Below are 13,810 nucleotides of genomic sequence, written 5' to 3' on the forward strand. Positions count from 1 at the left end.
CTCACCGGTACTCCGAGAGCCTGCGGTTGACTCCGACGATCGCGGCCACGGCGGCCAGCGCGGCCAGCGCGGCGGCCCCGGTCGGCAGCCCGCCCAGCGCCCCCTGCCCGTCCTTCGCGGCCCGGGTGAACTCGCCCTGCTCATGGGCGAGCGCCTGCTTCAGCGCGTCGTCCACCCGCTCGAAGGACTCACCCGTCGAGTCCTTCGACCCGATGATCTGCGTCCGCGCGCCCTCGTAGTCGCCGCTGTCGTCGGCCGTACGGGCCGTCCGGTGGCGGCCCTGCCACTCGGAGACGGCGTCGACGGCCTTCGCCACCGGTCCCCTTCCCTGGTCGTCGTCGGCAAGCTTCCCGGCTCTCCCCAGCTCTTCGCCGAGGGCCTTCATGTCCGTGCTGTAGTCGGTCTCGTACTTGTCGTTCCTGCCGTCCGCGGTGAGCACGGCGCCGCGGGCGACCAGAGTGAGGTTCTCATTGGCACGCGCCTTCAGCGAGTCGATCCGCGCGCGATTGAGGACGTCGAGGGACTGCTGACCGTTGACATCGGCTCCATGCAGCTCGGACCGCGCCACCGTGTGCCCCACGGCCAGCCACAGCAGCAGCACCGTGGACGCCGCGGTCGCCACGAGCAGCCCGTGGTTGAACACCCGGTTGGTCCTGCGGTAGTTGCGCCGCTGCGCCCAGACCAGCCCGGCCAGCGCCACGACCCCGAGCCCGAGCGAGAAGAACGGCCAGGCCCTGGCCGAGTCGCTGTCCTCGCCGAGCCGGCCGGTCTCCGCCGCGTACAGCCGCTCGGCGGCCGGCAGCATCACCTTGCTCATCCGCTGGTTGGCGTACCGGATGTAGGCACCGCCCAGCGGCAGGCCCTGCCGGTTGTTGGCGCGGGCCCGCTCGATCAGACCCGTGTACCGGGGGAGTTCCTTGTTGAGCGTGGTGATCTCCTGGCCGGACTTCGTCGACGCTTCGGTGTTGGCGGCGGCCTTCACCAGGAGGCGGGACGCCTCCTCGATGTCCTTCTCGTACCGGTCGTGGACATCGCGCGGCTCCTGCGCCCCGGCCAGGAAACCGCTCGCCGCAGCGGTGTCGGCGTCCGCCAGCGAGCGGTAGATGGCCGCCGCGTCGGCGCTCAGCGGCTGGCTGCGGCCCACCACGTCGTCGGCGGCGGCCGCCCGGTCGGCGATCTCGAAGGCCGTCACGGCCCCGAACGCCACGACGAGCAGGGCCAGTACGGCCCCGATGATCTGGAGCCTGCCCGGCTCGGTGGTGGCCGCGGCCCGCACCTTGTCGGCCGTCACGGACAGCACACCGCGCTGCGGCGGAGCGGGTACGGTCGCGGGCACGGGCGACTGTTCCCGCTCGTGCTCAGGTGCCGTGCGCACATTCGGCGGGTATGTCACTCGACCTCCCCCTCGGTCACTGACGGTGGCCCGACCCCCGGCCGATCGGGGACTGGTGCCCGGCCATGAAGTATGGCCGCAGGGACCGACATCCACACCACGAACGTCCGGATCCTGCATCGGCCCACGGATGCGCTCACACGCATTCGATCAAGGCCTGCGCCGCCGATCAAGACGATCGACGGACCAGTACCCGGAGCGGACCGATCTCCCCACTCATGAACACGTCCGGGACAACTGAACGGTTCCCGTACGCGAGGGGCGTCCCGCAGCGCGAAAACGCGGCGGAACGCCCCCAGGCCGTGTCGTCGGCCGTGTCGTGGATCACGGACGACATGTCAGCTGTACTGCGCACGCAGCCTCTCGTGCACCGCGGCGGCCGCGCCCGTGTGGTCCAGGCCGAGCAGCGCGGCCCCCAGCACCGGCGGCTGGGTCACCACCCGGATCTCCGCCTTCGGGGCCCGTACCGCGAGGAGTTCGCCGATCTTCGCGTCCAACTGCGGGTGACGGGCCGCCAGTACGCTACCGCCCAGCACCACCGGCGCCTCCTCGTCCAGCAGGTCCAGCCTGCCCAGCGCGACCGAGGCCATCGCGACGACCTCCTCCGCCAGCCGGTCCACCAGCGCACCCGCCACCGCGTCCCCGGCCGCCGCGGTCGCGAAGAGCACCGGAGCCAGCTCGTGCCGGCGCTCGGACCCGACCCGGCCCAGATGCAGCGCCTCGATCAGCTCGTACATCGAGCCGAGCCCGAAGTGCCCCGGCAGCGTACGGACCAGCCCGGTCGGCTCACCGCGCCCGTCCTCGGCCCGCGCGGCGAACCACATCGCCTCCTCGGCCAGCCCCGCGCCGCCGCCCCAGTCACCGGAGATCCGTCCTATGGCGGGGAACCGCGCGGTCCGCCCGTCCGGCACCATGCCGACACAGTTGATCCCCGCGCCGCAGACCACGGCCACACCGCGCGGCTCGTCCACCCCCGCGCGCAGAATCGCGAAGGTGTCGTTGCGCACCTCGACGGTGGTGCCCCAGCCCCGTGCGCGCAGCGCCGCGGCCAGCTGCTCCTCCTCCACCGGGAGGTCGGCGTTGGCGAGACAGGCGGACACGTGCGCGACGGGGCCGGCCGGTTCGCCGGAGAGCTCCAGCGCCCGGCCGACGGCCGCGCCGAGGACGTCGACGGCCGTCTCGATGCCCACGGCCGGCGGCTGGAAGCCACCGCCCCGGGCCTTCGAAAGCACCGTTCCGTCCGCACCGATCAGTGCCACGTCGGTCTTGCTGTTCCCCGCGTCGATCGCGAGGACCGAAGCGTTCACGCCCACGCCAGGTGCTCCCGGTTGTGCGCGATCAGCTTGTCGGTGAGCGCCTCGGCGTACTCGAACTGGCCGATCAACGGGTGCGCGAGCAGCGCCTTGAAGACCCGGTCCCGGCCGCCGCGCAGCGCGGCCTCCAGGGCGAGGTCCTCGTACGCCGTCACGTTGGCGATCAGACCGGCGTACAGCGGGTCCAGCTCGGGAACGGCGAGCGGCGTCGCGCCCGTGCCGTCGACCCGGGCCTGCACCTCGATCACCGCGTCGTCCGGCAGGAACGGCAGCGTGCCCTTGTTGTACGTGTTGACCACCTGCACCGCGGAGCCGCCCGAGCCGAGCAGTGAGGACGCCAGGTCCACGGCCGCCTCCGAGTAGAAGGCGCCGCCGCGCTTGGCGAGCAGCGCGGGCTTCTCGTCCAGCGCCGGATCGCCGTACATGGCGAGGAGTTCCTTCTCCATCGCGGCGACCTCGGCGGCCCGGGACGGCTTGGTGCCGAGCTCCCGCACGACCGCGTCGTGCGCGTAGAAGTAACGCAGGTAGTACGAGGGGACGACGCCGAGCCGGTCGACGATCGCCCGGGGCATGCGCAGGTCGTCCGCGATCGTGTCGCCGTGCTCGGCGAGCAGCCTCGGCAGGACGTTCTCGCCGTCGGGGCCGCCGAGGCGCACCCCGAGCTCCCAGGTCAGGTGGTTGAGCCCGACATGGTCGAGGTGCACCTCGCCGGGAGTGACGTCGAGCAGCCGGGCGAACTTCCGCTGGAAGCCGATCGCGACGTTGCACAGGCCGACGGCCTTGTGGCCGGCCTGGAGCAGCGCCCGGGTGACGATGCCGACCGGGTTGGTGAAGTCGATGATCCAGGCATCGGGGTTGGTGCGGCGGACCCGCTCGGCGATGTCCAGGACGACCGGCACGGTGCGCATCGCCTTGGCGAGGCCGCCGGCGCCGGTGGTCTCCTGGCCGATGCAGCCGCACTCCAGCGGCCAGGTCTCGTCCTGGTTGCGGGCGGCCTGGCCGCCGACGCGCAGCTGGAGCAGGACCGCGTCGGCGTCGGCGACGCCCGCGTCGAGGTCCGAGGTGGTGACGATCCGCCCCGGGTGGCCCTGCTTGGCGAAGATCCGCCGGGCGAGGCCGCCGACGAGTTCCAGACGGTCGGCCGCCGGGTCGACGAGCACCAGCTCCTCGATGGGCAGCGTGTCCCGCAGCCGGGCGAAGCCGTCGATCAGTTCAGGGGTGTAGGTGGACCCGCCACCAACTACTGCGAGCTTCATAGGTCAGCCCTTTACTCCGGTCAGTGTGACGCCCTCGACAAATGCCTTCTGTGCGAAGAAGAAGACGAGGATCACGGGGGCCATGACCAGTACGGTCGCGGCCATGGTCAGGTTCCAGTCGGTGTGGTGCGCGCTCTTGAAGGACTCCAGGCCGTAACTGAGCGTCCAGGCGGCCGGGTTCTCCGAGGCGTAGATCTGCGGGCCGAAGTAGTCGTTCCAGGCGTAGAAGAACTGGAAGAGGGCCACCGCGGCGATGCCCGGCTTCGCCATCGGCACGACGACCCTGAGCAGGGTGCGCAGTTCGCCGCAGCCGTCGACCTTCGCCGCGTCGAGGTACTCGTTCGGGATGGTCAGCAGGAACTGCCGCAGCAGGAAGATGGAGAACGCGTCGCCGAAGGCCATCGGGATGATCAGCGGCCAGAGCGTGCCGGACAGGTCCAGCTGCTTGGCCCAGAACAGGTACATCGGGATGACGACGACCTGCGGCGGCAGCATCATCATCGAGATGACGAGCATCAGTGACAGCTGCCGGCCGCGGAAGCGGAACTTGGCGAGCGCGTACGCCACGGGCAGCGACGACACGACCGTGAGGACGGTGCCGAGTCCCGCGTACAGCAGGGTGTTCTTCCACCAGGTCAGAAAGCCGTCGGTTTCGAACACCCGCTGGTAGTTGCTCCACTCGAAGGGGTGCGGCCACAGATCGCGGGTCAGCGCCTGCTGGCCGCTCATCAGCGAGGTGAGCACCAGGAAGACGAACGGCAGCACGAAGAAGAGCGCGGCGGCGACCCCGAGCGAGTGCACGGCGATCCAGTTCAGCAGCGACTTGCGGCGCGCCCTGCGTCCGGCCGGGGTGACCGGGCCGGTCGCGGGGTCGGCTTCCTTGACGGCGTCGAGTACCTGCGCCACGTCACTCACCTGCCTGGATCAGTCCGCTGCGGCGTCGCATCAGCAGTGCGGTGAACGCCATGGCGAGTACGAAGAGAACGAGCGCGACCACGCAGGCGGAGCCGTAGTCGAAGCGCTGGAAACCGAGGTTGTAGATGACCTGCGGAAGCGTCAGTGTCGACTTGTCGGGATAGCCCGGTTCGAACTGCTGCCCGGAGCCGCCCATCACGCCCGAGGCGACCTTCCCGGCCACGAACGGCTGGGTGTAGTACTGCATCGTCTGGATGATCCCGGTGACCACCGCGAACATGATGATCGGCGAGATGTTCGGCAGGGTGACGAAGCGGAACCGCTGGAACGCGGTCGCCCCGTCCAGCTCCGCCGCCTCGTACTGCTCCTTCGGTACGTCGAGCAGCGCGGCCATGAAGATCACCATCAGGTCGCCCACCCCCCAGACCGCGAGCGCGGTCAGGGCCGGCTTGGACCAGGTGGCGTCGGTGAACCAGCCGGGCGTGGGCAGCCCGATCTCGCCGAGGATCGAATTGACCGGCCCGGTACCCGGGTTGAGCAGGAAGACGAAGCCGAGGGTCGCCGCGACCGGCGGGGCCAGGTACGGCAGGTAGAACAGGGTCCGGAAGACCCCGGCACCCGTCTTGATCTTCGTGATCAGCAGCCCGACACCGAGGCCGAACACCACCCGGCAGGTGACCATGACCACGACCAGCCAGAGCGTGTTGCGCAGCGCCGGCCAGAACAGCGGGAATTCGTTGAAGACGAAAGACCAGTTCTTCAGCCCGCTGAACTCGGGGGCCGTGAAACCGTCGTACGAGGTGAAGGAGAAGTAGACGGTGGAGATCAGCGGGTAGGCGAAGAAGACGCAGAACCCGATCAGCCACGGCGACATGAAGGCCGCTGTCCGAAGCGCCGACCGGCGGCGCTTCGCACGGAGTGTGTACGTGGTCATCGCGGCGCTACTTCGCCTGCGCGATGGCTGCGTCGATCTCCTTGGCGGTGTTCTTCAGACCCGCCTCGATGTCCTTCTGCTTGCCCTTCTCGATGTCGAATCCGAGGTTCTGCAGGGACACCAGGTACGCGCCGCCGTTCACCGAGGGCGGGGTGGTGGTGCTCTTCGGGTTCGCGGCGATGTCGAGGAAGGTCTTGAACCGCGGGTCGTACTTCAGCTTCGGCGACTTCAGCGCCGCCAGGGTGGAGGGCACGTTGTGGATGGCATTGGCGAAATTCACCACGGCGTCGGTGTCGGTCGTCATGAACTTCACCAGCTCCCAGGCCGCGTTCTGCTTCTTCGAGGTGGCGGCGATACCGGCGATGGTGCCGGTCAGATAGCCCTTGCCGTAGGTGTCGGCCTCGTCGTCGGCGACGGGCATCGGGGCGACGCCGATCTCGAACTTCGGCTTGGTCTCCTCGGCCATCCCGAGCCGCCACTCGCCGTCCAGCTGCATGGCCACCTGGCCGGTGTGGAACGGGTGCTTGGCGCCCCACTCGTCACCGAACGACGTGCGGTACTTCTCCAGCTTCTCGTAACCGCCCAGTTCGTCGACCAGCTTCTTCTGGGTCTTGAGCATGGAGGCGAACGCCGGGTCCTCGGCGATGTTCGACTTGCCGTCCGCGTCGAAGTACTTCGGGTCCCAGCCACCGAGGTAGTGCTCGGTGGTCGACTCGTAGCCGTGGTAGTTCGGCATGAAGCCGAGCTGCTCGTACGAGTCGCCCTTGGTCTTCGTCAGCCGCTTGGCGGTCGCGGCCAGCTCCGACCAGGTCTGCGGGGGCCTCTTGATGCCGGCCTTCTCGAACGCGTCCTTGTTGTAGTAGAGGCCGTACGCGTCACCGAGCAGCGGCACGGTGCAGCGCACCCCGTCGAACTGGGTGTACTCGTTCATCGCCTTGGGGAAGGTCTTGTCCGGGTCGATCCCGTCCTTCTTCAGGAAGGGGTCGAGGTCGACGAACGCCTTCGACGAGCAGAACTTGCCGACGTTGTTCGTGGTGAACGACGAGATGACGTCCGGGGCCTTCGAACCGCCCGCCCGCAGCGCCTGGTTGATCTTGTCGTCGGTCATGTTGCCGATGACCTTCACATGGATGTTGGGGTGCGCCTTCTTGAAGGCGTCGACCGTCGCCCGGATTCCCGCGACCTCGTTCGGGGAGTTCCAGCCGTGCCAGAAGTTGATGGTCGTCTCCTTGGACGGGTCATCACTGGCACCGGAGTTGCTCTGGCCCATACAGGCCGAGGCGAGCAGAGATATGGCGGCGGTCGCGGCGAACGCGGCGGCCGTCTTCCGGCGGTTTCCGGACATGGCGGTCTCCCGGTGAAGGATGGGGGCGGGGGTACGGAGGGAAGAGGGCGGGCCGAGAAGGATCAGCGGGACGTGTCGAAGACCTCGTCACGGGTGGTGGCGAGGGCGCTCTCCAGCGCGCCGCGCAGTACGGGGCGGTGCTTCACGTCCCCGGCGATCAGCCGGGGCCGGGAGGCCGCCAGCTCGGTGAGCTCGGCCTCCACCCGGCAGCGCAGCGGCTCGCCGCCGGCCGCGATGACCTCGCCGGACAGCACGACGACCTCCGGGTCGAGCACGGCGGTCAGGGAGGCGAGACCGGTCGCGAGTCCGGTGGCGAACAGATCGAGGAGCCGGGGGTACGGGCCGTCCTCACCCGCCTGGGCGGCCTCGGCGGCGCGGGCGAGCAGCCGGGCCGCGACCTCGTGATGGGTGCCGGGCGCGCGGATCAGCTCGTCGTCGATGCCGAGCTCCCGGCCCAGCCGGGACAGCACCTGTGCACCCGCCAGTTCCTGGAAGCCGCCCGCGTTCACCTTGGTCACCTGACGGACCAGCGGGGCACCCGGCACCGGCAGGAAACCCACCTCGCCCGCGCCGCCGGTGAAGCCGCGGTGCAGCCGTCCGTTTATGACGAGGGCGGCACCGAGCCCCTCCTCGTTCCACAGCAGGACGAAGTCCTCGTACCCCCGCGCCGCGCCCAGCCGCTGCTCGGCCACCGCGACCAGGTTCACATCGTTCTCGTACTCCACCGGCATCGGCAGAAAGGCGGCCAGCTCCTCCAGCAGCGTGGGGGAGTGCCAGCCCGGCAGGTGCGAGGCGTACCGCAGCCGCCCGGTACCGGGGTCGAAGGCGCCCGGGGTGCCGATGACGACCCGGTGCACATCGCAACGGGTGAGCCCGGCGTCCTTCACCGCCCCGTCCAGCGCCTGAGCCACCTGCCGCACCACACTCTCGGCGCGCCGCCCGGGCGTGCGCAGCTCGAACTCCCCGACCGTCTCCCCGGTCACATCGGCGACGGCCGCGACGATCCGGCGGGCGTTCACATCCAGCCCCGCGACATGCGCGGCCCGCGCGTTCACCCCGTACAACTGCGCGTTGGGCCCCGGCCGCCCGGCCACGGTCCCGGTGGCGACGACCAGCCCGGCCGCCTCCAGCCGCGCCAGCAACTGCGAGGCGGTGGGCTTGGAGAGCCCGGTCAGTTTCCCGATCCTGGTCCGCGAGAGGGGACCGTGCTCCAGCAGCAGATCGAGGGCGGCCCGGTCGTTCATGGCCCGCAGAACGCGGGGCGTACCCGGTGTGGTTCCGGCCATGAGTGTTGCACCTGCCCTCTGTTAGGAAAGTTTCCTATTCGGTGAGAGGACGGTATGCGCGCGTCACCTGGCCGTCAATGGGAAGCGCCGGGGTGGCAACCAAAGCGTTACCTGGAATACTTCCGGAATACCCGGGTCCATGGTGACGCATGCCCAACCGGGTCGTCGGTGAACCGGGTTGGGGCCGCATCGGCCCGCCCGGCGAGTGCTACTTCGAGATGTTCGGCGGGGCGATCGGGGCCGTGGCCAGGGACTGGGGGGAGGTGGCCGAGGCGTAGGCCGAGGGGGCGGCGACGCCGGCCGCCGGGTCGGCGCCGGAGGGCTCGTCCGCCTGGGCCGGGACACCGCCGACGATGCGGATGCCCGCCTCGTCGAAGGCACGCTTGATCCGCCAGCGCAGTTCGCGCTCCACGCCCAGTGCCTTGCCCGGCATCGTCTTCGCGCTCAGCCGGACCGTCATCGAGTCCAGGAGCACCGCGTCCAGGCCCAGGATCTCCACCGGGCCCCACAGGCGCTCGTTCCAGGGGTCCTCCTTGGCCATCGCCGTGGCGGTCTCGGTGATCACCGCACGTACCTTGTCGAGGTCCTCCGTCGGGCGCACCATCACATCGACGCCGGCCGTCGACCAGCCCTGGCTGAGGTTGCCGATCCGCTTCACCTCGCCGTTGCGGACGTACCAGATCTCGCCCTCGGCGCCGCGCAGCTTGGTGACCCGCAGACCGACCTCGATGACCTCGCCGGAGGCGACGCCCGCGTCGACGGTGTCACCGACGCCGTACTGGTCCTCCAGGATCATGAAGACACCGGAGAGGAAGTCGGTGACCAGGTTGCGCGCACCGAAACCGAGCGCCACACCGGCCACCCCGGCGGAGGCCAGCAGCGGGGCCAGGTTGATCTGGAACGCGCCCAGGATCATCAGGGCGGCCGTGCCGAGGATCAGGAACGACGCGACCGAGCGGAGTACCGAACCGATCGCCTCCGAGCGCTGACGGCGGCGTTCCGCGTTGACCAGCAGCCCGCCGAGCGCGGTGCCCTCCACCGCCTGGGCGCTGCGGTTCATCCGTTCTATGAGCTTGGTGAGAGCGCGCCGGATCGCGATCCGCAACACGATCGCGATCGCCGCGATGAGGATGATGCGCAGACCGGTGTTCAGCCAGGTGGACCAGTTCTCCTCCACCCAGCCCGCGGCGTCGCCGGCCTGCTTGGCGGCTTCGTCCAACGAGCTGCCGGGCTCGGGTGACGGGGCTGCGGCCAACAGGGCGGACAGGGACACGGTGGGACCTCCAGATGGGCGACGGCCGTCCGACCACATTAACGGGGCATCGGGAATGCTCCGTTGCCCCGACAGAGTGGCGATAAACGCACCAATCGGGGGATACCGAGGGCGGTGAGCGGCGGCGGGACGGCACCGGCGGCGGTCTCCTGTGGCCGATCGCACACCCGGCGGGGCCGCCCGGCACCCCGTGGCCCGGGCAAAAATCCTTCCGGCCCGTTACCCGCACGTGGTGGCGCTTCCACCAGGCAGGAGTAGAGACTGAGATCGGATCGTCCCGGCGCGAGCCACGCGCCGCCGGCGTACAAGGAGGCATCCACCGTGCCGCATGTCCTGGTTCTCAACGCGTCGTACGAGCCACTCGGCGTCGTACCGCTCCGCCGCGCGCTCGTCCTCGTCCTCGAAAACAAGGCCATCTGCCTAGAGGAGTCCGGCGCCTTCATGCACAGTGCCACCCGGGCCGTCCCGGCCCCCAGCGTCGTCCGCCTGAAGCGGTTCGTACGGGTTCCCTACCGGGGGCCCGTACCGTTGACCCGCAGGGCGCTGTTCGCCCGGGACGGGGGCCGCTGCATGTACTGCGGCGCCACCGCGACCAGCGTCGACCACGTGATTCCGCGCAGCCGCGGCGGACAACACGTCTGGGACAACGTGGTGGCGGCCTGCCGCCGCTGCAACCACTTCAAGGCGGACCGGCACCTGCCGGAGCTCGGCTGGCGGCTGCACCAGCAGCCGGCCCCGCCGACGGGGCTCGCCTGGCGGATCATCGGCACGGGACACCGCGACCCGCGCTGGCTGCCGTACTTGCAACCGTTCGGCGCGGACGACGCCATGGCCCGGATCGACGGCATTTCAGCCTGAGGGATCCGGGCCTTCGTCGTCCCCGGGTCGGAAGGGGGCCGGATCGCTACTCCGCCGCGGCGACGGCGTATGCCTCCACCGACCAGAGCGAATAGCCGAACTCGGTGCCCCGGGCATCGCCCTGGACCCTGAGGTAGCGGGCGTCCTTCGCATCCATCCGGACCGACTCGCGCCCGCCCCTGCCGTCCCGGACGGTGGCCGCCGTGCGCCAGCTGCGGCCGTCCGAGGAGACCTGGACGCGGTAGCGGGTGGCGTACGCGTCCTGCCAGTGCAGCACCACCCGGCCTATCCGGGCGGCCTGCGGCAGTTGTGCCTGCCACCAGGCTCCGTCCTCGGCCGGTGAGGACCAGCGGGTCTCCGGGTCGCCGTCGGAGGCGGCCGCCGCCGGGAAGTCCGGGGTCTCGTCGCCGGACGAGGACGCGGTGGCGGTGCGCAGCAGATCGGGGCCCGCGGTGCGCGGGAACGCCCGGACGGTGAGCGTGCTGCGTTCGTCGCCGAAGCTGAACGGCACCTCGTACTCCCCGGCCGGGGTGCCCGCCGGGACCGTGATCTCCACGGGCACGTCGGTGCGGGAGCCGCGCGGCACCCGCGTCTGCTTCGGGACCTCCACCCTGATGCCCTTGGGCGCCTTCGCGGTGAGCGCGCCGCGCACCTCGGCGGGGCGCCGGGCGGCGAGGCGCGCCTCGACCCGCTGCGGCTCGCCGCCGATCTCGGCGTCCGTCTCACCGCGCGCCAGATCGAGCCGGGCCGCGGGCTCGTCCCCGAACCAGGGCACGAGTGCGTGCACCCGCGGCGCCGGCAGCGGGGCGCTCCCGGTGGAGCCGCCTCCCGGGGCCATCGGCGCCACCGTGCGGGAGACGACCGGGGGCATCGCCGGGACGCCCGTGGGCCAGCTGATCCGGATCGCGTCGGCCCGCAGCCCCTTCGCCGCCGTCTGCGTCCAGCCGCTCGCCGACAGCGCGCCCAGGCGGCGCCAGCCCTCGCCGGGCACATGGGCCTCCAGCGCCGCGCCGTCCACCGTGCCGCCGCCGGGCAGGGTCATCGCCGTCACGGTCTCCACCGGGCGGGCCCGGTTCAGCCGGACCGTGTAGCTGCCCGGAGCCTTCGTGACCGTACCGGCGTCGCGGTCCGCGCCCGTCCAGGCGTCCGCCTCCCGGCGCACCCGGTCCAGGAACGGGCCCAGCACCCCCTTGCCGACCGTCGCGCCGTCCGCCTTGGCGGCCTTGCGCACCGGTTCCAGGGCCAGCGACGCCTTCCACGCGGCGTCGCCGTCGCCGCGCGCCTGTGCCTGGAGCAGATCGACGGCCAGTTCGCCCGCCCTGCCGTACCGGGACAACTGCTCCGTCCACGGCCGCACTTCGTCGCCCAGGCGCCCGTCCGCCAGGCCCTTCAGCCGTTGCGGGGCCTCCCGCATCACGGTGAACGCCTCCCGCAGCCTGCGTGCCGCGTCGGCCCGCTCCGTGGCGTCGTGCCCCGCGCGGGACTTCCAGAACGCGGCCAGCAGCGGCCGCAGATACGCGGACTCGTCGCCGCCCAGCACGGACGTCGCACTGTTCCCGGCCAGCGCCCGCAGCGCGTCCCTGGTGCGCGCGTCACCGCCCGCCAGGTCGTCGATCGCCGCCTGCCAGGACTCCTGGGGCCGGTAACCCCTCGGGTTCCAGGCGAAGTCGGCGGCGGTGAACAGCGGAATGCGGGACGCGGACGGCTGCTCCATCGCATTGGCGAGCAGCGCTGCGGACCCGATGGCCACCGCGGGGTCCCGGCCGGTGTACGGGCCGAGGAATATCCGGTCCTGCGCGTAGTCGTTGACCGGGTAGTTGTCCATCGTGACCAGCGGATGCCCGAACGCGGCGCGGGCACCGGCCAGCTCCCCGCCGGTGATGGTCCTCGGCACGACCCCGACGCCGGTCCAGGCGATCTGGACCCGGTCGTCCAGTTCCTCGGCGAGCGCCTTGCGGTAGTCGGTGGACCCGTCCTGGTAGAACTCCGTCGGCATCACCGACAGCGGCTGCGAACCCGGATACCGGTCCGCGAGATGGCGCGCCACCTCGCCGGCCACCCGCGCCTGCGCCCTGGCCGCCGCCCGCGGGCCGCTGCCGAAGGTGTCGGCGTCGCTGTCGCAGTGCCATTCGCTGTAGCTGACGTCCTGGAACTGGAGCTGGAAGGCCCGCACACCCAGCGCCCACATCGCGTCGAGCTTCTTCGTCAGCGCCTTCACGTCGCCGGCCGAGGACATGCACATGGCCTGGCCGGGGGCGACGGCCCAGCCGAGCGTCACATGCTCGGCGCGGGCCCGCTCGGCCAGCGCCCGGAAGCCGGCCCGCCGGCCGGCCGGGTACGGTTCGCGCCAACGGGCCTGGCGGTACGGATCGTCACCCGCCGCGTACAGGTACCTGTTCTGCTTGGTGCGCCCCATGAAGCCGATCTGGGCCAGCCGCTCCTCACGGGTCCACGGCTGCCCGTAGAAGCCCTCGGTCATGCCGCGTACGGCGGTGCCCGGCCAGTCCCTGACGGTGACCCCGGCGACGCTCCCGTCCCGGATCAGCTGACGCAGTGTCTGCACGCCGTGGAAGAGGCCGTCCTCGCCGAGTCCGTCCACGGCGACGGTGTCCCGGCCCGCGACCCGGCCGACCGCGATCCGGTAGCCCCCGGAGGGCAGGTCGCCGCGCGCGGGGGCGTGCAGGGTGCGCAGCGCGTCCCGGGCGCCGTCGCCGCCGAGCCTGATGACCGGGCCGCGGCCGGGCAGCGCCTCGTGGACGGTCCGCACGCCCGCGTCCCGCAGCACCTGCCGGAGCGCGTCGACCGCGTACGGATCGGCGTGGGCGCCGGCGACGAGGGTGGCCTCGGCGGAGAGCGGTACGGATGCCCCGGCGGCCTCGATGGACTGCGGCCGGGGCCATACGGCGGGCAATGCGGCGTCGTCAGCGCGGTCGGGGTTGGTGACGGCGGTGGAGCCGGGCGCCGAAGGGGCCGCGACGGCGGCCGGGGTGCCCGTGGAGAGCAGCCCGCCGAGCACGGCGACCGCGATGGCCGTTGCCTGCGTTCCGCGCCTGAGCCGCATCGCTCGTCTCCCTCGTTCCCGCCGGTGGGCTCCGAGCCCACCACCCGCGCGCGAGGGTGTCAATGCGCGTGGGTGGTGTGCCGGAAATGCCCGATGCCGCCGGTGGGCGGGGGATGGTGGGCAAGGGCCGTCGACGCCAAAGATGACGCCGGATGGCCGAAAACAGCGGACAACTT

10 protein-coding genes are annotated in these 13,810 nt (G+C 71.2%); 1 reads left to right on the top strand and 9 read right to left on the bottom strand.

The window, feature by feature from the left end:
* Nucleotide 1: 1 nt before the first annotated feature.
* The 8 genes from BT364_RS32770 to BT364_RS32805 all read right to left on the bottom strand — a co-directional run bounded on the left by BT364_RS32770 (nucleotide 2) and on the right by BT364_RS32805 (nucleotide 9,715).
* The gene (locus tag BT364_RS32770; RefSeq protein ID WP_371268674.1) at nucleotides 2–1,393 is read right to left on the bottom strand and encodes a hypothetical protein; all 1,392 of its coding nucleotides are present in this window, start codon (nucleotides 1,391–1,393) and stop codon (nucleotides 2–4) included.
* 338 nt (nucleotides 1,394–1,731) lie between these two features.
* A complete protein-coding gene (locus BT364_RS32775; protein ID WP_072488845.1) occupies nucleotides 1,732–2,706 on the bottom strand; it encodes an N-acetylglucosamine kinase in 975 nt (324 codons plus the stop codon).
* The gene (locus BT364_RS32780) at nucleotides 2,697–3,962 is read right to left on the bottom strand and encodes a 6-phospho-beta-glucosidase (RefSeq protein WP_072488846.1); all 1,266 of its coding nucleotides are present in this window, start codon (nucleotides 3,960–3,962) and stop codon (nucleotides 2,697–2,699) included. The genes BT364_RS32775 and BT364_RS32780 overlap by 10 nt, the downstream gene beginning before the upstream one ends.
* A 3-nt stretch (nucleotides 3,963–3,965) precedes the next feature.
* Complete coding sequence (locus BT364_RS32785; protein ID WP_072488847.1) at nucleotides 3,966–4,868, bottom strand: carbohydrate ABC transporter permease; 903 nt, start codon at nucleotides 4,866–4,868, stop codon at nucleotides 3,966–3,968.
* A 1-nt stretch (nucleotide 4,869) separates the two neighbouring features.
* Nucleotides 4,870–5,811: a carbohydrate ABC transporter permease gene (locus BT364_RS32790; protein WP_072488848.1), complete on the bottom strand. Its 942-nt coding sequence runs from the start codon at nucleotides 5,809–5,811 to the stop codon at nucleotides 4,870–4,872.
* A gap of 7 nt (nucleotides 5,812–5,818) precedes the next feature.
* Nucleotides 5,819–7,156, bottom strand: coding sequence for an ABC transporter substrate-binding protein (locus tag BT364_RS32795; RefSeq protein ID WP_072488849.1), 1,338 nt, complete (start codon nucleotides 7,154–7,156; stop codon nucleotides 5,819–5,821).
* 62 nt (nucleotides 7,157–7,218) lie between these two features.
* Entirely contained in the window at nucleotides 7,219–8,442 is a 1,224-nt protein-coding gene (locus tag BT364_RS32800; RefSeq protein ID WP_072488850.1) for an ROK family transcriptional regulator, read from the bottom strand.
* A 208-nt stretch (nucleotides 8,443–8,650) separates the two neighbouring features.
* Nucleotides 8,651–9,715 (bottom strand): mechanosensitive ion channel family protein, encoded by a 1,065-nt coding sequence (locus BT364_RS32805; RefSeq protein ID WP_072488851.1) that lies wholly within the window; start codon nucleotides 9,713–9,715, stop codon nucleotides 8,651–8,653.
* A 321-nt stretch (nucleotides 9,716–10,036) separates the two neighbouring features.
* On the opposite strand from BT364_RS32805, the gene BT364_RS32810 reads away from it, so the two are divergent.
* Complete coding sequence (locus BT364_RS32810) at nucleotides 10,037–10,573, top strand: HNH endonuclease (protein WP_072488852.1); 537 nt, start codon at nucleotides 10,037–10,039, stop codon at nucleotides 10,571–10,573.
* A 46-nt stretch (nucleotides 10,574–10,619) separates the two neighbouring features.
* Here the strand turns inward: BT364_RS32810 and BT364_RS32815 are convergent, their stop codons facing one another.
* On the bottom strand, nucleotides 10,620–13,634 hold the full coding sequence (locus tag BT364_RS32815) for a glycoside hydrolase family 84 protein (RefSeq protein ID WP_072488853.1): 3,015 nt from the start codon (nucleotides 13,632–13,634) through the stop codon (nucleotides 10,620–10,622).
* Between the last annotated feature and the right edge of the window lie 176 nt (nucleotides 13,635–13,810).

Source organism: Streptomyces atratus (assembly GCF_900119365.1).
GTDB lineage: Bacteria > Actinomycetota > Actinomycetes > Streptomycetales > Streptomycetaceae > Streptomyces > Streptomyces atratus_B.

What these genes read in the sequence shown, in the direction of transcription:
- BT364_RS32780 (WP_072488846.1), bottom strand. Translation starts at nt 3,962, where the DNA reads ATGAAGCTCGCAGTAGTTGGTGGCGGGTCCACCTACACCCCTGAACTG.
- BT364_RS32815 (WP_072488853.1), bottom strand. Translation starts at nt 13,634, where the DNA reads ATGCGGCTCAGGCGCGGAACGCAGGCAACGGCCATCGCGGTCGCCGTG.
- BT364_RS32790 (WP_072488848.1), bottom strand. Translation starts at nt 5,811, where the DNA reads ATGACCACGTACACACTCCGTGCGAAGCGCCGCCGGTCGGCGCTTCGG.
- BT364_RS32795 (WP_072488849.1), bottom strand. Translation starts at nt 7,156, where the DNA reads ATGTCCGGAAACCGCCGGAAGACGGCCGCCGCGTTCGCCGCGACCGCC.
- BT364_RS32800 (WP_072488850.1), bottom strand. Translation starts at nt 8,442, where the DNA reads ATGGCCGGAACCACACCGGGTACGCCCCGCGTTCTGCGGGCCATGAAC.